Annotated in this window: 21 protein-coding genes; 14 read left to right on the top strand and 7 right to left on the bottom strand. The window is 61.2% G+C overall.

What is annotated here, in order from left to right; all coding sequences use genetic code 11:
* The first annotated feature begins 7 nt into the window (after positions 1-7).
* From AADW22_RS06885 to AADW22_RS06830, 12 genes are all read left to right on the top strand, one after another.
* Positions 8-301 carry a DUF1330 domain-containing protein gene (locus AADW22_RS06885; RefSeq protein ID WP_005852461.1) on the top strand — a complete coding sequence of 98 codons (294 nt, stop codon included), beginning with the start codon at positions 8-10 and terminating at the stop codon, positions 299-301.
* Positions 302-450: 149 nt separating this feature from the next.
* Positions 451-888 (top strand): TerB family tellurite resistance protein, encoded by a 438-nt coding sequence (locus AADW22_RS06880; RefSeq protein WP_005852459.1) that lies wholly within the window; start codon positions 451-453, stop codon positions 886-888.
* Positions 889-925: 37 nt separating this feature from the next.
* Complete coding sequence (locus AADW22_RS06875; protein ID WP_005852457.1) at positions 926-1,366, top strand: TerB family tellurite resistance protein; 441 nt, start codon at positions 926-928, stop codon at positions 1,364-1,366.
* Positions 1,367-1,493: 127 nt separating this feature from the next.
* On the top strand, positions 1,494-2,270 hold the full coding sequence (locus tag AADW22_RS06870; RefSeq protein WP_005852455.1) for an ABC transporter ATP-binding protein: 777 nt from the start codon (positions 1,494-1,496) through the stop codon (positions 2,268-2,270).
* A 36-nt stretch (positions 2,271-2,306) separates the two neighbouring features.
* On the top strand, positions 2,307-3,041 hold the full coding sequence (locus tag AADW22_RS06865) for a transporter substrate-binding domain-containing protein (RefSeq protein WP_005852453.1): 735 nt from the start codon (positions 2,307-2,309) through the stop codon (positions 3,039-3,041).
* Between the two features lie 109 nt (positions 3,042-3,150).
* Complete coding sequence (locus tag AADW22_RS06860) at positions 3,151-4,032, top strand: ABC transporter permease (protein ID WP_081781238.1); 882 nt, start codon at positions 3,151-3,153, stop codon at positions 4,030-4,032.
* Positions 4,029-4,835: an ABC transporter permease gene (locus AADW22_RS06855; RefSeq protein WP_132996866.1), complete on the top strand. Its 807-nt coding sequence runs from the start codon at positions 4,029-4,031 to the stop codon at positions 4,833-4,835. Before AADW22_RS06860 ends, AADW22_RS06855 begins: the two co-directional genes overlap by 4 nt.
* A gap of 97 nt (positions 4,836-4,932) precedes the next feature.
* Positions 4,933-6,267, top strand: coding sequence for a glutamine synthetase family protein (locus AADW22_RS06850; protein WP_005852447.1), 1,335 nt, complete (start codon positions 4,933-4,935; stop codon positions 6,265-6,267).
* 13 nt (positions 6,268-6,280) lie between these two features.
* On the top strand, positions 6,281-6,961 hold the full coding sequence (locus AADW22_RS06845; RefSeq protein ID WP_168592374.1) for a type 1 glutamine amidotransferase: 681 nt from the start codon (positions 6,281-6,283) through the stop codon (positions 6,959-6,961).
* Positions 6,961-8,319: a glutamine synthetase family protein gene (locus AADW22_RS06840; RefSeq protein ID WP_037944976.1), complete on the top strand. Its 1,359-nt coding sequence runs from the start codon at positions 6,961-6,963 to the stop codon at positions 8,317-8,319. The genes AADW22_RS06845 and AADW22_RS06840 overlap by 1 nt, the downstream gene beginning before the upstream one ends.
* A gap of 73 nt (positions 8,320-8,392) precedes the next feature.
* Positions 8,393-9,697, top strand: coding sequence for an NAD(P)/FAD-dependent oxidoreductase (locus tag AADW22_RS06835; protein ID WP_407474543.1), 1,305 nt, complete (start codon positions 8,393-8,395; stop codon positions 9,695-9,697).
* 95 nt (positions 9,698-9,792) lie between these two features.
* Positions 9,793-10,971: a DegT/DnrJ/EryC1/StrS family aminotransferase gene (locus AADW22_RS06830; RefSeq protein WP_407474542.1), complete on the top strand. Its 1,179-nt coding sequence runs from the start codon at positions 9,793-9,795 to the stop codon at positions 10,969-10,971.
* A gap of 106 nt (positions 10,972-11,077) precedes the next feature.
* Here the strand turns inward: AADW22_RS06830 and phaR are convergent, their stop codons facing one another.
* The 3 genes from phaR to AADW22_RS06815 all read right to left on the bottom strand — a co-directional run bounded on the left by phaR (position 11,078) and on the right by AADW22_RS06815 (position 14,178).
* Positions 11,078-11,644: a polyhydroxyalkanoate synthesis repressor PhaR gene (gene phaR / locus AADW22_RS06825; RefSeq protein WP_005852439.1), complete on the bottom strand. Its 567-nt coding sequence runs from the start codon at positions 11,642-11,644 to the stop codon at positions 11,078-11,080.
* Between the two features lie 133 nt (positions 11,645-11,777).
* Positions 11,778-12,221 carry a phasin family protein gene (locus AADW22_RS06820; RefSeq protein ID WP_005852437.1) on the bottom strand — a complete coding sequence of 148 codons (444 nt, stop codon included), beginning with the start codon at positions 12,219-12,221 and terminating at the stop codon, positions 11,778-11,780.
* Positions 12,222-12,372: 151 nt separating this feature from the next.
* The gene (locus AADW22_RS06815; RefSeq protein WP_407474541.1) at positions 12,373-14,178 is read right to left on the bottom strand and encodes a PHA/PHB synthase family protein; all 1,806 of its coding nucleotides are present in this window, start codon (positions 14,176-14,178) and stop codon (positions 12,373-12,375) included.
* A 104-nt stretch (positions 14,179-14,282) separates the two neighbouring features.
* Between AADW22_RS06815 and phaZ the strand changes: the two genes are divergently transcribed.
* Entirely contained in the window at positions 14,283-15,599 is a 1,317-nt protein-coding gene (gene phaZ / locus AADW22_RS06810) for a polyhydroxyalkanoate depolymerase (protein WP_407474540.1), read from the top strand.
* Complete coding sequence (locus tag AADW22_RS06805) at positions 15,599-16,189, top strand: DUF6151 family protein (protein WP_407474539.1); 591 nt, start codon at positions 15,599-15,601, stop codon at positions 16,187-16,189. Before phaZ ends, AADW22_RS06805 begins: the two co-directional genes overlap by 1 nt.
* A 21-nt stretch (positions 16,190-16,210) precedes the next feature.
* Here AADW22_RS06805 and AADW22_RS06800 read toward each other — a convergent pair whose 3' ends face one another.
* From AADW22_RS06800 to AADW22_RS06785, 4 genes are all read right to left on the bottom strand, one after another.
* Positions 16,211-16,921, bottom strand: coding sequence for an alpha/beta fold hydrolase (locus tag AADW22_RS06800; protein WP_168592379.1), 711 nt, complete (start codon positions 16,919-16,921; stop codon positions 16,211-16,213).
* A gap of 65 nt (positions 16,922-16,986) precedes the next feature.
* Positions 16,987-17,601, bottom strand: a complete 615-nt coding sequence (locus AADW22_RS06795) for a hypothetical protein (RefSeq protein ID WP_037963048.1) — start codon at positions 17,599-17,601, stop codon at positions 16,987-16,989.
* A 35-nt stretch (positions 17,602-17,636) separates the two neighbouring features.
* Entirely contained in the window at positions 17,637-18,386 is a 750-nt protein-coding gene (locus tag AADW22_RS06790) for an alpha/beta hydrolase (RefSeq protein WP_407474538.1), read from the bottom strand.
* Positions 18,387-18,388: 2 nt separating this feature from the next.
* Complete coding sequence (locus AADW22_RS06785; RefSeq protein ID WP_005852428.1) at positions 18,389-18,622, bottom strand: hypothetical protein; 234 nt, start codon at positions 18,620-18,622, stop codon at positions 18,389-18,391.
* Positions 18,623-18,652 lie beyond the last annotated feature (30 nt).

Raw genomic sequence — 18,652 nt, 5'->3', positions numbered from 1 at the left:
GCCCCCGATGCCCAAAGGTTACTGGATCGCTAACGTCGACGTGCATGATGCCGAAGTCTACGACAAATACCGCGCCGCCAACGCCAAGCCCTTTGCCGATTTCGGGGCGAAGTTTCTGGTGCGTGGGGCCGCGCCCGACATCCGCGAAGGCACGTCGCACCCGCGCATCGTGGTGATCGAATTTGCCTCGCTGGCCGATGCGGTGGCCTGCTATGAAAGCGAGGGGTATCAGGCGGCCAAGGATATCCGGTCCTCCGTCTCAGACGGGAATCTGGTCATCGTCGAAGGGTATGACGCCTAAGGCCCCGACAGGCCCCCTGACGCCCCCGCCCCGCCTGCCCCTGCGGCATTGCGCTTTTTATACATCACCCCTTTGCGAATATGGGAAAAACGGAACGCTGCGCGCGGAATCGGGTTAGCCTCATGTGCCCGCAAGGATAAAGAGTTGCCATGTTTGAACGTCTATTCCCCCGCCGCAAGCCGGACCCCAAGCCGCTGCCACAGCCGACCCCCCAGCTTGCCCTTGGCGCGTTGCTGGTGCGTGTGGCATTGGCCGACCGCACCTACCGCGCTGCCGAAGTGGGGCAGATCGACCGCATCCTCGCGCAGACCTTTGGCCTGAAACCGATCGAGGCCGCGAAACTGCGCGCCACCTGCGAAGCGCTGGAACGCCACGCCCCCGGTACGCCCGAATTCGCCCAGATCCTGCGCGAGGAAGTCCCCTATGAGGACCGCAAGGCGCTTGGCGATGCGATGTGGTCTGTGGCGCTGGCCGATGGCGCACGTGACGACGACGAAGAGATCCAGCTGCTGGCGATTGAAACCGCGCTTGGCCTCAGCGACGCCGACATGACCGCCGCCCGCGAAAAAGCGCTGAACGCTTTGTGACCTTGGCCTTGCGCCGCAACCGCTCTATATCACGCCCATGTTCGCAGAATTCATCAAACGGCTGACCCAGCCTGATCCCGCCCAGCTTCCCGATGGGGATGCCCGCCTTGCGCTGACCGCGCTTTTGGTGCGCATCGCCAAGTCGGATAATGAATACGCCCCGTCCGAGCGCGCGCGCATCGACCAGATCATCGCGAAACGCTATGCGCTGGACGCAGATGGCACCGCCTCCCTGCGGGCAGACGCCGAAGCGCTGGAGGCCGAAGCCCCCGATACCGTCCGCTTTACCCGCGCGATCAAGGATGCCGTCCCCTATGACGACCGCCTTGCCGTGATCAAAGCCCTGTGGGAAGTCGTGCTGGCCGATGGCAGCCGCTCTGACGAGGAAAACGCATTGCTGCGTTTGGTGGCCAACTTGCTGGGGGTCACAGACACCGACAGCGCCATCGTGCGCAAGCAGATTGAAGACAAAGACTAGTTTACGCGCAGGCGGTGAATTTACGCGGGGTCAACCGTTGAATTATTGGGCAAAACCCAAGTTCTGGATTGCAAATCCCCCTTGAAATCACCTTAACTTGCTGCGGAATGCACAATAAGGCAGCACAGTGACAGATCAGCCCCCCGTTATTGAGATCAACAATCTTCACAAGGCTTATGGCCCTCTGGAGGTGCTCAAGGGGGTGTCGGTCAAGGCCCCGCGCGGGCACGTCATCTCGCTGATCGGGTCGTCCGGCTCCGGCAAATCGACGCTGCTGCGCTGCTGCAACCTGCTGGAAGACAGCCAAGAGGGCGATCTGCGCTTCAACGGCGAGGCCGTCACCTGGAAAGGCACCGGCCACCACCGCCGCCCTGCCGATCCAAAACAGGTGCTGCGCATCCGCACGAACCTGTCGATGGTGTTCCAACAGTTCAACCTGTGGTCCCATATGACGATCCTGCAAAACGTGATGGAGGCCCCGCTGACCGTCCTGCGCCGCGACCGTGCCGAGGTTGAGGCCGCCGCGCGGGCCTATCTCGACAAAGTGGGTATTGGCGACAAATGCGATGTCTTTCCAGCGCAACTGTCGGGCGGCCAGCAACAGCGCGCCGCCATCGCACGCGGGCTGTGTATGGAGCCCGAAGCACTTCTATTCGACGAACCGACCTCGGCGCTGGACCCCGAGCTTGAGCAAGAGGTCGTCAAAGTCATCAAGGATCTGGCCGCCGAAGGGCGGACCATGATGATCGTAACCCATGATATGAAACTGGCGGCCGATGTCTCGGATCACGTCGTTTTCCTGCATCAGGGTTTGATCGAAGAACAAGGGGCCCCCGAAGACCTGTTCGGCGCCCCTAAATCAGAACGTCTGCGCGGGTTCCTCTCGGCCACTCACGCAGAGTAAAACCACCTAAAAACAATAAACTGGGAGACTTCAAAAATGAAAACACTCGTTCTTGCAACCGCCGCACTGGCGCTGAGCACCGGTTTCGCCATGGCAGACGCCCACGGCAAGACCATCCGCATGGGGACCGAAGGGGCCTACCCTCCCTATAACTTCCTGAATGACGCGGGCGAAGTAGACGGCTTTGAGCGCGAAGTCGGTGACGAGCTTTGCGCCCGTGCCGAGCTGACCTGCGAATGGGTCACCAACGAATGGGACAGCATCATCCCGAACCTCACATCGGGCAACTACGACACCATCATCGCCGGTATGAGCATCACCGACGAGCGCGAAGAAGTGATTGATTTCACACAGAACTACTTCCCGCCCGCGGCGTCCGCCTATGCCGCGAAATCGGCGGATGCCGATGTGATGGGCGGTGTTGTTGCAGCGCAGACCAGCACGATCCAGGCCGGTCACGTGGCTGAATCCGGTGCCACCCTGCTGGAATTCGCCACCTATGATGAAACCGTCGCAGCCGTGAACAATGGCGAAGCGGATGCGGTTTTCGCCGACAAGGACGCGCTGGTCCCCACGGTCGAGGAATCCGGCGGCGAGATGGTCTTTGTTGGTGACGACGTGCCACTGGGCGGCGGCATCGGCCTTGGCCTGCGCGAAAGCGACACAGAGCTGAAAGCGAAATTCGACGCCGCGATCCAGTCCATGAAGGACGATGGCAGCCTGAACAAGCTGATCATCAAATGGTTCGGCGAAGACGCCAATACATTCTGATCATGATCGGGGCGGCGCAGATGCCGCCCCTTTTCTCTGCCTGCCGATCTGATTAAAGACCCAAATCCAGACGCCCGCCAAAGGGCGCATACCACCGGGACATTCCGCCATTTTTGCCTGCACCGACCCAGAAACGCTTTCCGGCCTGTCGTGGCTGACGTGCTACCTGACCACGGGCAAGCATTTGGCCTTTTATGGTGCATTCGGCACCGTCTTGCTGCTGCTCGCCATCACCGCCCCCGCAGCACTTGCCTTTGGCTTTGGCGGCGCGATGGCCGCGCGGTCTCCCTTTGCGCCGCTGTCATGGCTGGGCCGCGCCTATATCGCCATTGTGCGGGGCGTGCCCGACATCGCCTTCTTCCTGTTTTTCGTCATCGCGCTGGATCAGGGCATCGAATACCTGCGTCACAAGGTGAAATGCCCCGACTGGGATCAGCCGATCCGTCAGGGCAGCGACTTTATCGTCTGTCAGGCCGCCAAGATGCCGCTTGGCAACTCTGCCCAATGGGTCCACGAGGCCTATGGCTTTTCGCTCGCGGTGCTGACCTTTGCTATCGTTTTCGGGGCCTTTGCCGCCAATGTGCTTTATGGCGCGATGCGCGCTGTGCCCCGCGCCCAGATCGAGACCGGCGAGGCGTATGGCATGACCCCGCGCCAGACCTTCTGGCGTATCCTTGTGCCGCAGATGTGGGTCTATGCGCTGCCCGGTCTGGGGAACCTGTGGATGGTGCTGATCAAGGCCACCCCACTGTTGTTCCTGCTGGGCGTCGAAGACATCGTTTATTGGGCGCGTGATCTGGGCGGAGCCAAGACCCCGCGCTTTACCGATTACCCCCACCCTGACTGGCGCATGTGGTATTTTCTGGCGCTGCTGGTGTTCTACCTCTGTTTTACCCGTGTGTCTGAAATCGTGCTCGACCGGCTGATGCGCCGTCTGACCAAGGGTCAGGCCACCGCCGGCGGCGAAGCACAGCGAAAGGCAGCGGCATGACCTGTTGGGAAACCATCCAATCCTACGGGCTGCGCTCGCTTGGCTATGGCGAACGGCTGCTGCCGCGCAGCGACTTTACGCTGTGTGACCAGTTCACCCTGATCGGATCGGGCATGATCTGGAACATCTACTACGGGTTTTTCGCGCTGGTCAGCGGCTTCCTGCTGGCGACGGCGCTGGCCGTGGCCAAGGCCCACCCCAGCCCTTGGCTGCGCAAACCGGCGGAATGGTTTATCTTCCTGTTCCGCGGCTCGCCCTTGTTCATCCAGTTCTTCTTTGGCTATTTCCTGTTCCTTAGCCTAAAATCTGTGCACCCGTTCTTTGATATGTTCACCTCTGCGTGGCTTGGGGCGCTGATTGTTCTGTTCTTCAACACCTCTGCCTACTCGGCCGAGATCTTCTATGGCGCGCTGCAATCCATCCCCAAGGGCGACACCGAAGCCGCCGATGCCTACGGCATTTCCGGCTGGTCGCGGTTCAAGCGCATCATCTGGCCCACCATGCTGCGGCTGGCATGGCCCGCCTATACAAACGAGGCGATCTTCCTGTTTCATGCGACAACGCTGGTGTTTTTCACCGGTTTTCCGGCGCTGCAACAACGCGGGGACGCGCTGTATTACGCCAGTTATTTCGCGGATAAGACCTTTAACCCGTTTATCCCCTACCCCATTCTCGCGGGCTACTTCATTTTGCTGACGCTGGTGATCATTGCCATCTTCGGGCTGATCAACCGCCGTTTGAACCGCCATGTGCCTCAGGCTGCGGTGCGGAAAATTCGCTTGCGTCTAAATCTGATCCGGTAGTATCTGTTTTTTGATCAAATTATTTAGCGCGTGGGCGCTACCCCCGGTTTTCACGTTGTAAGAACGCCGTTCATGCCCGCCGCTTGCAAGGTGTGATATGAAAAACTGGCTCCGCAAACATCCTCAGGTCCGCACAATCCGTGTGGCCGCCGCCGACCTCAATGGTCAGGCCCGCGGCAAGCGCATCCCCACGCGCTTTGCCGACAAGGTGGTAGAGGACGGCACGCGCTTTCCCATGTCGGTGCTGAACCTCGATATCTGGGGCGAAGACATCGACGACAGCCCACTGGTGTTTGAAAGCGGCGATGCCGATGGCATCCTGCACCCGACCGAACGCGGTTTTCTGCCGATGCCCTGGCTTGATGCGCCCTCGGCCCTGCTGCCGATCTGGATGTTCCACGAGGACGGGCGCCCCTATGGCGGCGACCCGCGCCATGCCCTGCGCGCGGTGGTCGAACGCTACAAGGATCGCGGGCTGACGCCGGTCTGCGCGGTCGAGCTTGAGTTTTTCCTGATCGACGATTCGGGCCGCAAACTGCAGGTGCCGCTGTCGCCACGGTCGGGCAAACGCCGCAAGGCCGCCGAAACCCTGTCGATCCGCGCGCTGGACCAGTTCGATGAATTCTTCACCGATCTTTATGACGCCTGCGAAGAGATGGACATCCCCGCCGATACCGCCATTTCCGAAGCGGGTCTGGGCCAGTTCGAGATCAACCTCATGCATTGCGACGACGCCCTGCGCGCCGCCGATGATGCCTGGCTGTTCAAGATGCTGGTCAAGGGCCTCGCCCGCCGCCACGGCTTTGCCGCAAGCTTTATGGCGAAACCCTACGAGGATTACCCCGGATCGGGCCTGCACACGCATTTCTCGGTGCTCGACAAGAACGGCAACAATGTCTTTGACGACGGCGGCCCTCAAGGCACGGCGATCATGCGTCACGCTGTGGCGGGCTGTATGAATGCCATGGCCGGCTGCGCGCTGGTCTTTGCGCCCCACGCCAACAGCTTTGACCGTATGGTGCCCGGTGCCCACGCCCCCACGGGGATCTCTTGGGCCTACGAGAACCGCACCTCCTCCATCCGTATCCCGTCCGGCAGCCACAAGGCGCGGCGGATCGAACACCGTGTGTCGGGCGGCGACGTGAACCCCTATCTGATGCTGGCCGCCGTGCTGGGTGCTGCGATGAACGGCATCGAGGACGGGGCAGAGCCCCCCGCCCCGATCACCGGCAACGCCTATGCCGCCGACCTGCCGCAAATCCCCGGCGACTGGAAATCCGCGATCGACGCCTTTGAAAACTCCGCCGAGGTAAAGCGTATCTTTGCTCCCGAAATGGTGCGCAACTTTATCCTCACCAAACGGCAAGAGCTGCATTATATGCAGGAGCTGACCCCGCAAGAGCAGGTCGAAATCTATCTGGACACGGTGTAATCAGATGCCCCCCATGAAAATCGGTATCCTTCAAACCGGCCACTCCCCCGACAATATGAAAGACGCGCTTGGCGATTATGGCGACATGTTCGTCAAATTGCTGGGCGGGCACGGGTTCGACTTCCAGATCTGGTCCGTGGTCGATGGCGACTTCCCCGCCTCGGCGGTGGATGCGGACGGCTGGCTGATCACCGGATCGAAACACGGTGCCTACGAGGATCACGACTGGATCCCCCCGCTGGAGCAGCTGATCCGCGCCATCCGCGAAGCAGGCCGCCCGCTGGTCGGCATCTGCTTTGGCCACCAGATCATTGCACAGGCGCTTGGCGGCAAGGTCGAGAAATTCGCCGGCGGCTGGTCCGTGGGCCGCACCGAATACACCATCGACGGAGAGACCCTGGCCCTGAATGCCTGGCATCAGGATCAGGTCACCCAACTGCCCGATGGGGCCAAGGTGGTCGGCGCGTCCGACTTCTGCGCCAACGCGGCCCTGCTGTATGATGATCAGATCTGGACCATCCAGCCCCACCCCGAATTCACCCAAGACTTTATCGACGGGCTGATCCGCACCCGCGGTAAAGGCGTGGTGCCCGATCACCAGCTTCAGGCGGCCTCTGCCCTGCTGGACGCCCCCACCGACAATGCAAAAATCGCCGACCATATTGCAGATTTCCTCAAGAAAGAGAGATTATGATGTCCGACTGGCTTGAAGAGCTTCCCCCCGCAGCACGCGAATATCTGGAGGGCAAGCGGCTCGACGAAGTTGAATGTATCATCCCCGACCTCCCCGGCATCGCACGCGGCAAAGCGGTGCCCGCCACAAAATTCGCACGGCAGGAATATTTCCACCTGCCCGATAGCATCTTCTACCAGACCATCACCGGTGAATGGGGCGACGCCGCCGGTGCCGACGGGTTCATCGAAAAAGACATGATCCTGCGGCCCGATATCTCGACCGCGACCGCCGCCCCCTGGACCGGCGACTGGACATTGCAAGTGATCCACGACGCCTTTGACCGCGACGGCAATCCGGTCGAATATTCGCCGCGCAATGTGCTCAAACGCGTTGTCGATCTTTATCGCGCACAAGGGTGGGAGCCGGTTGTCGCCCCCGAAATGGAATTCTTTCTGGTCGCGCGCAACCTCGACCCCGCGCATGAGATCAAACCGATGATGGGCCGCTCCGGCCGCCCTGCTGCCGCGCGTCAGGCTTATTCCATGACCGCCGTCGATGAATTCGGCCCCGTGATCGACGACATCTACGACTTTGCCGAAGCGCAGGGGTTCGAGATTGACGGGATCACCCAGGAAGGCGGCGCGGGCCAGCTCGAGATTAACCTGATCCACGGTGACCCCGTGCGGCTGGCCGACGAGGTGTTCTATTTCAAACGTCTGATCCGCGAAGCCGCCCTGCGCCACGATTGCTACGCCACCTTCATGGCGAAACCCATCGCCAACGAACCCGGCAGCGCCATGCATATCCACCATTCGGTGCTGGATGCCACGACGGGCAAGAACATCTTCTCTGGCCCGCAAGGCGGCGAGACGGACGCGTTTTACCACTTTATCGCCGGCATGCAGAACCACATGCCCGACGCGCTGGCTGTCATTGCGCCCTATGTGAACAGCTACCGGCGCTACGTCAAAGACCATGCCGCGCCGATCAATCTGGAATGGGGCCGCGACAACCGCACCACCGGCATCCGCGTGCCCCTCTCCGGCCCCGCGTCGCGCCGGGTCGAGAACCGCCTCGCCGGGATGGATTGCAACCCCTACCTCGGCATCGCCGCCTCGCTCGCCTGCGGCTATCTGGGCCTGATGGAACAGAAAAAGCCCAAAGCCGAATTCAAGGGTGACGCCTATGACGGCGACGGGGATATCCCGCAGGTGCTGGGATCCGCGCTGGATCTGTTTGAAGAGGCCACGACCCTGCACGAGGTGTTGGGCCCCGAGTTCGCCCGCGTCTACGCCATCGTCAAACGCGCGGAATACGAAGAGTTCCTGCATGTGATTTCCCCGTGGGAACGCGAGCACCTGTTGATGAACGTCTAGGCCCGCCGCACCCGCGGGAGCCTTCGGCGAGGATTTAAGACCATTTGGAAGCGGCCAAGGGGGCCGATCTGCAATGAACCTGCTATACGCAAACGACGCGCCGGGGCGCTATCCAGACAGCTGGTACGCCGCGACCGCAACCCCGACCGATGCCTACCCCACGCTCAAGGGCGATCAGCGCGCGGATGTCTGCGTTGTGGGGGGCGGCTATACCGGCCTGTCGGCTGCGCTGCATCTGGCACAGGCTGGGCGCCGCGTCGTGCTGGTCGAGGCGCAGCGCGTGGGCTTTGGGGCCTCGGGGCGCAATGGCGGGCAATTGGGGAGTGGTCAGCGCGTCGAACAGGACACGCTGGAAAAGATGGTCGGACGCGATGCCGCAACGCGCCTATGGGATCTGGGCGAGGACGCCAAAGCGCTTGTCAAAAGCCTGATCAAGACCCATGACATCGATTGCCACCTCAAGCCCGGCGTCGCCTGGACCGCCAGTTCTGCCGGTGACGTAGAGCATCTGCACACCTATGCTGGCGTCTTGCAGGACCGCTATGGCTACGACCAGATAGAGGTGTTGGACCGCGACGCGCTGCGCAACGTCTGTGCGTCGCCTGCTTATCGCGGCGGTATTCTGGATATGGGGGCCGCGCATCTGCACCCGCTCAACCTCGCCCTCGGGCTGGCACGGGCGGCGCAGGCGGCAGGGGTCGAGATCTATGAACGCAGCGCCGTGCATCAGATCACCGAAGGCACCCCCGCCACTGTGCAGACCGATGGCGGGCGGGTGACGGCGGACCATGTGATCCTGGCCTGCAACGGCTATTTGGGCGGGTTGAACCGCAAGGTCGCGGCCAAGGTCATGCCGATCAACAACTTTATCGTCGCCACCGAACCCTTGGGCGACCGCGTGAAAGACGTGCTGCCCCGGGATGTCGCCGTGGCCGATAGCAAATTCGTGGTGAATTATTTCCGGCTCAGCCATGATGGGCGACTGCTGTTCGGCGGCGGCGAAAGCTATGGCTACCGCTTCCCCAGCGACCTCGCCGCCAAGGCGCGCAAACCCATGGGCCAGGTTTTCCCCGCGCTGCGCGACGTCAAGATCGACTATGCCTGGGGCGGCACGCTGGCGATCACCATGAAACGGCTGCCCTTTCTGGCCCGCGTGGCACCCAACATTCTGTCGGCTTCGGGCTATTCCGGCCACGGCGTCGGCACCGCGATCCACGCAGGGCAGTTGATGGCCCGTGCGATCCAGGGCGATGGCGACGGCTTTGACACGATGAGCGCCCTGCCCACGCCGACCTTCCCCGGCGGCGGCGCACTGCGCAGCCCGCTGCTCGCGCTCGCCATGAGCTGGTTCAGCCTGCGCGACCGTCTGGGGATATAGTCACAAAACATTCATAAAGCGGAACGGGGAAAAGGCTTGGTCCCATAGGCGCATTGTTTTACCATTCTGAAAACAAACATTCAGGATATTGAAATATGACCCTGCCCGACATGCACAGCGCCGAAGCCATTCCCGACACAGCCCGCGCCGAGATAGAGCAGCTGTTGCAAAGCGGCGATCTGTTTCGCTACACCGCTGCCGCCGATGCGCCGGTGTCCCTGCTGGAGGCCGAGTTTGCGCAGATGATGGGCAGCCGCTATGCGCTGGCGGTGTCGTCCTGCTCTGCCGCGCTGTTTCTGTCGCTGCTGGCGCTTGACCTGCCGCAGAACGCCAAGGTGCTGATCCCCGGCTTTACCTTCGCGGCCATGCCCTCTGCCGTGATCCACGCCAATTATACACCGGTGCTCTGCGAGGTCGGGGAAAATTACCGGATCGATATGTCGGATTTCGCCGCCAAGCTACCGGGTGTCGACGCGGTGATCATCAGCCACATGCGGGGGCATACCTCGGATATGGATGCGATCATGCAGCTGTGCGATGCCGCAAACGTGCCGGTGATCGAGGATGCGGCCCATTCGCTCGGCACCCTCTGGCACGACCGCAAGATCGGCACCATCGGCAAAATCGGCTGCTTTTCCTTCCAGTCCTACAAGATGGTCAACGCGGGCGAAGGCGGCATCCTGATCACCGACGACGCCGATCTGGTGGCCCGTGCGATCATCATGTCCGGTGCCTATGAACACAACTGGAAGAAACACCCCGGCATCGCGGACGCCTGCGCGCGCTGGCAGAATAAACTGCCGCTTTATAACTTGCGTCTTAACAACCTGTCAGCGGTGCTGGTGCGGGCCCAACTGGCCGAACTGCCCCGCCGTGTGGCCGACGGGCTGCGAAATCACGACTATGTCGCGACCAAGCTGAACGCCGCCCCCCAGATCGACGTCCCCGCCCCGCTGCCCCCCGAAACCCGCGCGCCGGATTCCATACAGTTCAATTTGGTCGGGCTGGACGATGCCGCCATCCGCGCCTTTGCCGAAGCCAGCGCCAAGGCCGGCGTCAAGGTTCAGGTCTTCGGCCAAAGCACCGACAACGCGCGCGCCTTCTGGAACTGGCAGTTCATCAAGGACCTGCCCGACCTGCCCCGGACCCGCGCCATGTTGATGACCGCCTGCGACGTGCGCCTGCCCGTGCAACTGCAACCAGCCGAGCTCGACGCGATTGTGAATGTGCTGCTCGGGGCGCTGGCGACGGTGACGAAATCCGCCGCGGCCTGAGGCTTCATTTTGCCAGATAAACTCCCGCCGGAGGCATCCGGCAGACACACCAAAGCCCACCCGTCAGCGGGTGGGCTTTAACCGTTCAAACGGGGGCCAATCGCCGTCACTTCAGCTTGGAGAGTTTTTCCTGCAGCTCGGCCAGTTGTTGTTTGATCGCATCCAGACTTTCGGCGTCATCGCCCTTGGCGCTGGCAGGGCGCTGATCTGTCTTGCCCATGCCGTTCCAAGGCGTCGGCATATTGCCGGTCATCGCCTTCATGAACGCTTCTTGCTGGGCCTGCATGACCTCGAAACCGGGCATCTTCGCCATCGGGTTGATCGTGTTCATGTTCTCAAGCACCCGCGCCTGACCGTCGCGCAGCATGTCAAACGATGTCTTGAGGAACTGCGGCACAACGCTCGCATCGGGGGACATATAGCTGCGCACGAGATCGTTCAGCACATCCACCGGCAGCACGGATTCACCGCGGCTTTCGTGTTCGGCGATGATTTGCAGCAGATATTGGCGGGTCAGATCGTCGCCTGATTTCAGGTCCACAATCTGCACCTCGCGCCCGTCGCGGATAAACCCCGAGATATCATCCAGCGTCACATAGTCACTGGTTTCGGTATTATACAGGCGGCGGCTGGCATATCGTTTGATAAGCAGGGGCTTGACTGTTTCGGTCACGGTAGATCCTTCCCAAATAGCATGCTGCATTGCAGCTTAGGGCAGCTTAAATGAAAAAGATAGGTGCCACAAAAAAGGGCAGACCGCAAAGTCTGCCCTGATCAATCTTTACCTGAACCAAAGGCCGGTGCGATTACTTCGCAGCGGCTTTCTTTGTGGCGGCTGTCGCGTCGGATGTCGCTTTTTTCACAGCAGCTGTTGCTTCTTCGGACATGTCTTTGCCCGCAGCCATCATCAGCTCGACTGTGTCCATCTGGACCTTCTTCGCGATTTCAGCGAAAGCGGCCATATGCTCGGACGCGACTTCAGCAGAGGCCGAGGTGAACTCGGTCATTGCTTTGGCGTAATCTGCTGGCTCTTGCTTGGCTTTCGACATCTCGGACATTTTTGCCAGAGTGTCTTTTGTCCATTTGCTGGAAATCTCGGCGGATTTCTCGGCAGCGTTCAGCGCTACGCCGGACAGCTTTTCGTTCAGTGTCGCGGTTGTTTTGAACGCGTCGTTCATTGCGGATGTGTCAACTGGGAATGCACCCATCATGTCTTTCATCATCGCGGCGAAATCTGGTGTCTTCGTCATGGTAAACTCTCCTTCTGGGGTCAAGCGGCGTCTACCGCTACGTTATGACTACCCCATAGATAGATGCTGCGGTGCGGCATTGCAAGTTTTTTCTGCAATGCAGCATCAGGCCATTCCAGCCCGCCGCCCCATAAAAAATTGACTAATCAGATCAGCCCCTTGCCTTGCGCACCACATAGGTACCCGGGGCTTCGCCCAAGGTATCACGGCCCTTTTCACCCGGAATACGGGCATCGACTTTCCCGTCAGAGCGATTCTCGAGCCACGCGCCCCAGCGGGGCCACCACGACCCTTCGTGGAACTTTGCCCCCTCCAGCCAGTCCTCGTGATCCAGCGACAGGTCGTCGTTTGTGTAGTGGCCGTATTTGCCTTTGCTCGGCGGGTTCACGATCCCCGCGATATGGCCCGATTGGGTCATCACAAAGGTCTTGTCCGCGCTGCCCATCATGCGCACGCCGCGATAGCTGTCTTTCCACGGCGCAATGTGGTCGGTCTCGCAGCCGATGGCGATCAGCGGCACGTCGATATCCTCCAGCTTCAGACGATGACCCAACAGTTCAAAGCCGCCCTCGACCAGCTTGTTCTGCTGGCAAAGCCCGCGCAGATACTCCATCGCCATGCGCTGCGGCAGGTTCGCCCCGTCGCCGTTCCAATACAGCAGATCAAAGGCCGGAGGCGTGTCGCCCAGCATGTAGCTTTTGATCGCGGGCCCATAGACCAGATCATTCGACCGCAAGAAAGAGAATGTTCGCGCCATGATGACCGAAGGCAGAATCCCCTTGTCTTTGGTCTCTGCCTCGATCCCGTCGATAAAGTCATCGGTCAGGAAGGGTTGGAACTCCCCCTGATCGGAGAAATCGGTGAGCGCGGTAAAGAATGTCGCGGATTTGACGGATGTATCGCCGCGCTGCTTCATCAGGGACAGCGTCAGCGACAGCGTGGTCCCCGCGATGCAATAGCCTACGGCGTGCACCTGTTCCTGCGCGGTGATCTCCTTGACCTCGCGGATCGCGGTCAGGAACCCGTCCTCGATATAGTCGCCCATGCCGATGTCACGATGACTTTGGTCCGGATTGACCCATGACACCATAAACAGCGTATAGCCCTGATCCACGATCCATTTCACCAGACTGTTCTGGGCCTTGAGATCAAGAATATAGAATTTATTGATCCAGGGCGGGAAGATCACGATCGGCGTGGCATCGACCTTTTCGGTGCTGGGGCTGTACTGGATCAGCTCGAACAGCTTGTTGCGATAGACGACCTTGCCGGGGGATGTGGCGATGTTGCGGCCCAGTTCGAACGCGCTTTCATCGGCCAGCCGCACGATCAACTCGCCGTTATTCGCCTCCAGATCGGCAATCAGGTTCTCCAGCCCGCGGATCAGGCTTTCGCCCTCGGTCGCCACAGCGCGTTCCAGCGCATCGGGGTTGGTGGCCAGAAAATTGGTCGGGCTCATCATGTCGATGATCTGGCGGCTGAAGTATTGCAGCCGTTTCTTTTCATGCGGGGCCAGATCGGCCACATGATCCACCGCTTGGCCCAGGGCCTCTGCGTTGATCTGGTACTGCTGTTTGACAAAGTTGAAATAGGGGTGCGATTTCCACAGTGGGTTAGCAAAGCGGCGATCCTCGGGCGAGGTATCTTCCGGCGCGGCCAGCTTGCCTTTGGCCAGCGCCTGCTGCGCCTCCATAAAGTGGCCGACGGATTTGCTCCAGTAGGACACCTGCTGCTCGATCATCTTGGCGGGGTTCTGTACGGCTTCGGTCCAGTAGGACGCGGCGGCCTTTGCAAACAGCTCTTGATTCGGGCCGTCCAAACTCGCCTGATGCGTGTCCCGCCCGACCATGATCTGCGACAGCCGCGCGCCAAGCGCTTCGACCTTTCGCAGGTTTTCCTCCATACGTTCCTGTGCCTTGGAGCTCTCTGCGTCGGTCTTGGTTGTTTTTATTGTCATGCTAACCGTTCCTCCCTATGTTTGCACCTGCAGCATCGCGCCGACCTTTGGGGGAGGGTCTGACAAGATGCCGGGCACAAGGCCCCCAACAGGAGACCCCTTACATGAAGTATATGGCATCTTACGATTTAATGGAAACGATGAGAAACACCAACCAGTGGCTGGGTGCCACGGCGTTGGCGATGGCATCGTATCCCGCTTTTGCCGCCATTCCGAACCCTGCACTGAACTGGATGGCCGCATGGGGCGAAGTGACCGAACGCAGCTTTTCGCGCATGGTGGTCAAACCTGATTGGGATATCCCCCCCGCCGTGGGCGTTGATGGTGCGGACCATCCCGTCCTGATCGAGAAAGAGCTGGAAGGTGCCTTTGGCGATCTGGTGCATTTCGTCGTACAGGGCCGCGATGCGCCCAAGCGCAAGATCCTGCTGGTCGCGCCCATGTCGGGCCACTATGCGACGCTGCTGCGGTCGACCGTCATCAGCCTGATCCCTGACGCGGACCTTTATATCACCGACTGGCATAACGCCCGCGACATCCCCGTCAGCGCCGGCAAGTTCGACGTAGAGGATTACACCCTGCGGCTCGTTGACTATATGCGCCATCTGGGCCCAGACGTGCATGTCATCGCCGTGTGCCAACCCGCCCCGCTGACCCTCGCCGCGACCGCCTATCTGGCGGAACAGGACCCCAAGGCGCAGCCAAGCTCGCTCACATTGATCGGCGGCCCCATCGACACCGCGGCCAGCCCGACAGAGGTGACGGATTTCGGTCACCGCGTGAACATGAACCAGCTGCAAGAGATGATGATCCAGCAGGTCGGCTTCCAGCACCAGGGCGTCGGCCGCAAGGTCTATCCCGGCCTGCTGCAACTGAATTCCTTTATCACGATGAACGCCGAAACCCATGCCAAGGCCTTCCGCGACCAGATCATGCGCGTCGCACAAGGGGTGGCGGGCGACCACGACAAACACAACAAGTTCTACGACGAATACCTCGCCGTGATGGACATGCCCGCTGAATTCTACCTCTCCACCGTTCAGCGGATCTTCAAGGACAACGAGATCGGCACCAACAGCTTCTCGATCAAGGGGCAGCCCGTGGACATCGGCAAGATCACCGATGTCGCCGTCAAAACGGTCGAGGGCACCAAGGACGATATCTCGGCCCCCGGTCAATGTATCGCGGCGCTGAACCTCTGCAGCGGCCTGCCCGACGACAAAAAGGCAAGCCACCTTGAAGACGGCGCAGGGCACTACGGGATCTTTGCCGGCAAAAGCTGGCGCGAGAATATCCGCCCGCTGGTGCTGAAGTTCATCGACGACAACCAGCGCGCGGCCAAGGCGACAGCCCCCAAGGCCCCTGCGGCCCCGGCCAGCGCGGGTAAAACCTCGATCCCCGCACAGAAGTCGACGGCATAATGCCCGCCGCGCCGCGTGACCTGCCCTTTGCCTGTGCCTGCGGCGCGGTCAAAGGGACCCTGCGCGGCGTGACACCCGCGCGCGGCAGCCACGCCCAATGCCACTGCATCGATTGCCGCGCGGCCGAGGTCTACCTCGACCAGCCCGACCCCGCGCCACGGGCGATCCAACTGTTCCAGACCACCCCCGACAGGTTCCACTTCGATCAGGGTTTCGACAAATTGTCGGTGTTTTCCTTCGGGGAGACAAATCTGCTGCGCTGGTATGCCTCTTGCTGTGGCACGCCGATGTTCAACACGCTGCGCAAGCCCAAGCTCGCCTTTGCCAGCATCATGACCCGCACCCTGTCCGACCCTGCCCCGCTTGGGCCGATCGTCGGCACCGGCTATATCCCGACGCCCTCGGGCAAGCTGCGGAACGAAGGGCTGCCACGGTTGATCTGGGGGGCGCTGTCGCGGGCGGCCGCGGCCAAGGTGACAGGCCGCTGGAAGGTGAACCCCTTTATCGATCCGGACACGGCAACGCCCAAACGCCCCGTGCATATCGTTCCGCGTGACCAGCGCAAGGCGATCACCGAGGCGCTGCGCTAACCCGCACTTGACCCGCCCCGATCACGCAGGGGTCAGGGGCATCTTCAACCATTCCTTGATCGCGGCGGTCGTGGCTTCGGGCTGTTCCAGCGTCGGCAGATGCCCTGCCCCCTCGATCACGCGCAAAATCGCATAAGGCAGCAGTTCGGCCATGAAACTATGGCGTTTGACGGGGTTGAGCCTGCCCACCTCGCCACACATCACCAACGTCGGCACCTTGCACTTGCGCAATACCGCCTGCTGGTCGCGGGCCCGTTGCAAGGCGCGGGCTTGGCGCACATAGACTTCCGGCCCCAGCGTATCGGCCATATCCAGCGCAATCTCCAAAATCGCCGCGCGGTCCGGACCGGGGGCGAGCCAGACGGGGTTCAGCTCTTCGCGCATGGCATCGGCCAGCCGCCCCGACTTGACCTTGACGATCAACATCTCGCGCGCGGCGGCGCTCTGCGGCGTCTCAGCCAGCGGGCTGGCATCGATCAACGCCAACCGCGTCAACCGATCCGGCGCACGGCGCAAAATCTCGAGCGCGACAGCACCGCCCAACCCCAACCCTGCCAGCGCAAAACGCTTGGGCAACTGATCCAGCAGACCAGAGGCGATTTCCTCGATCCGCTCGCCTTGGGTAATCGGGCCGACAGTCACAGCGGTTTTCGCCGACAGCTCGGCGATCTGCGGCCAGAACACCCGCGCGTCAGACATGAGGCCCGGCAGAAGAACAAGAGGGTCAGCCATGTATGTCCCTGTCACTAGTCATAAATTCGCGTCACTTCGGGACACTGCTGCTGCGCCGCACCTCATCACGGATAGGCGATGCCACGCAAGGGCGGAAAATCGCCATAGCGCGCACGGCGCTGCGCCAAGGGCTCCGACGGCGACTTCCCGCCGCGCAACAGCATCCCGCGCGGCGCGATATAGCTTGAGATGCTGCGCAGCGGCTGCGGTCTCCACGTCAGGTTGAAGGCGGCGAGCTTGGGAAAGAACCACATCTCGGAATAGGGCAGATGGTCATGCACCCACCACGCCAGATCACGCCAGTCGCGCCCCTGATCGTACTGGTCGGCAAACCACGGGATCACGATGGTCGCCCCCGCAATCGCCCCCGCCCCTGCGCCACGGTCCCAGATGTGACATTCGATCGGGTTGTCATTGGCCGCGCAATTCAGCTTGTGCCGGTTGCCATAGGCATTCAGCGCCGCCGACCGATACCCCGACCGCACGGCGATGCGGCCAAAGGTTTCCTCTAGCGGGTCCAGCAGGGTCGTGCAAAAGGCCCGTCCGTTTTCGATGGCAAGATCGGGATTGTCGGGGATATTGGGCTGCCCGTGAAACCCCGAGATCTCGGAGTACATGAAATCGCGCATAAAGAAATGCCGCGACAGCCGGACCCGCCCAAAGGTTTCAAGGCTCCACATGCTGGCCGGTTTACGCATGGCAAAGCCCCTTATCCTCAGGCCGTGGCAGAGACCTCTTCCACCGCTTGGATCAGCAGCTCCAGACAGCGGTCGTCGGAAAAGCGGTGGTCCGCATCCTTGACCAGTTGCAACTGCATGTCCGGCCCCTGCGCATGTTCCAGCAGACGCACGGCTGTGGCGACGCTGACGGCGGTATCTGCGGTGCCTTGCAGGAAGCGCGTCGGGAACGGCAGATGCAGCGGATCGCGCAGCACCAGCTGCTTGCGCCCGTCCTCGATCATCCGGCGGGTGATGATGTAAGGCTCCATATAATCGGACGGCAGTTCGACCTGCCCCGTCTCGGCCAAAGTCTTTTTCTGCGCCTCGGTGAAGCTGGCCCAATAGCCGTCTTCGGTAAAGTCAGGGGCCGCGGCGATGGTCACCAGCCCCGCGATCCGCGCGGGCAGCGCGCGCACCAGCAGCAGCGATTGCCAGCCGCCCATGGATGATCCTACCGGCAGGATCGGGCCCTCGGTCAACGCCTCTACCGCGGCCAATGTGTCTTCGGCCCAATCGCCAATGCAGCCCTCCGTGAACGCGCCAGAAGATTCCCCGTGACCCGAGTAATCGAACCGCAAGAACGCCCGCCCCTCGCGTTTGGCCCAGTCTTCAAGGAATACCGCCTTGGTCCCCATCATGTCGGATTTCAGACCGCCCAGAAACACCACGCAGGGGCCTGTGCCTTCGGTCTTGTGATAGGCCAGCCGCCGCCCTTGAGGCGTCTCCAGATACATCGATGCCGTCATCCTCAGCCCCCCAGATAGGTGCCCTTGGCGGGGCGATAAAAGATTTTCTGGTTGTGCAGACGGCCCAGCAGATCGTCGATCCGGCGCAGGCTGTCTTTGGCGGCATCGGCGGGCAGCATCGATGCGGTGTCATTCAGCGCATCCATCGACAGATCGCGTTTGGTCACATGTAGCGCTGCCTCGATCAGGTCGATATCGCTGATCGTCAGCTCGAAGTTGCGGTTGTGTTTGGACATGGGCGAACCCCTTTGGATCAAATGCGCGCC

It is taken from the genome of Sulfitobacter sp. PM12 (genome assembly GCF_045586035.1).
Lineage (GTDB): Bacteria > Pseudomonadota > Alphaproteobacteria > Rhodobacterales > Rhodobacteraceae > Sulfitobacter > Sulfitobacter pontiacus.
This window is presented reverse-complemented; position numbering and strand designations above follow the sequence as displayed.

Bases quoted from the DNA above. Each gene is read 5' to 3' on its own strand.
- AADW22_RS06830 (WP_407474542.1), top strand. From the start codon at position 9,793: ATGACCCTGCCCGACATGCACAGCGCCGAAGCCATTCCCGACACAGCC.
- AADW22_RS06790 (WP_407474538.1), bottom strand. From the start codon at position 18,386: ATGACGGCATCGATGTATCTGGAGACGCCTCAAGGGCGGCGGCTGGCC.
- AADW22_RS06855 (WP_132996866.1), top strand. From the start codon at position 4,029: ATGACCTGTTGGGAAACCATCCAATCCTACGGGCTGCGCTCGCTTGGC.
- AADW22_RS06840 (WP_037944976.1), top strand. From the start codon at position 6,961: ATGTCCGACTGGCTTGAAGAGCTTCCCCCCGCAGCACGCGAATATCTG.
- AADW22_RS06785 (WP_005852428.1), bottom strand. From the start codon at position 18,622: ATGTCCAAACACAACCGCAACTTCGAGCTGACGATCAGCGATATCGAC.
- AADW22_RS06835 (WP_407474543.1), top strand. From the start codon at position 8,393: ATGAACCTGCTATACGCAAACGACGCGCCGGGGCGCTATCCAGACAGC.
- AADW22_RS06805 (WP_407474539.1), top strand. From the start codon at position 15,599: ATGCCCGCCGCGCCGCGTGACCTGCCCTTTGCCTGTGCCTGCGGCGCG.
- AADW22_RS06795 (WP_037963048.1), bottom strand. From the start codon at position 17,601: ATGTGGAGCCTTGAAACCTTTGGGCGGGTCCGGCTGTCGCGGCATTTC.
- AADW22_RS06850 (WP_005852447.1), top strand. From the start codon at position 4,933: ATGAAAAACTGGCTCCGCAAACATCCTCAGGTCCGCACAATCCGTGTG.
- AADW22_RS06845 (WP_168592374.1), top strand. From the start codon at position 6,281: ATGAAAATCGGTATCCTTCAAACCGGCCACTCCCCCGACAATATGAAA.
- AADW22_RS06885 (WP_005852461.1), top strand. From the start codon at position 8: ATGCCCAAAGGTTACTGGATCGCTAACGTCGACGTGCATGATGCCGAA.
- AADW22_RS06820 (WP_005852437.1), bottom strand. From the start codon at position 12,221: ATGACGAAGACACCAGATTTCGCCGCGATGATGAAAGACATGATGGGT.
- AADW22_RS06815 (WP_407474541.1), bottom strand. From the start codon at position 14,178: ATGACAATAAAAACAACCAAGACCGACGCAGAGAGCTCCAAGGCACAG.
- AADW22_RS06875 (WP_005852457.1), top strand. From the start codon at position 926: ATGTTCGCAGAATTCATCAAACGGCTGACCCAGCCTGATCCCGCCCAG.
- AADW22_RS06800 (WP_168592379.1), bottom strand. From the start codon at position 16,921: ATGGCTGACCCTCTTGTTCTTCTGCCGGGCCTCATGTCTGACGCGCGG.
- phaZ (WP_407474540.1), top strand. From the start codon at position 14,283: ATGAAGTATATGGCATCTTACGATTTAATGGAAACGATGAGAAACACC.
- AADW22_RS06880 (WP_005852459.1), top strand. From the start codon at position 451: ATGTTTGAACGTCTATTCCCCCGCCGCAAGCCGGACCCCAAGCCGCTG.
- AADW22_RS06865 (WP_005852453.1), top strand. From the start codon at position 2,307: ATGAAAACACTCGTTCTTGCAACCGCCGCACTGGCGCTGAGCACCGGT.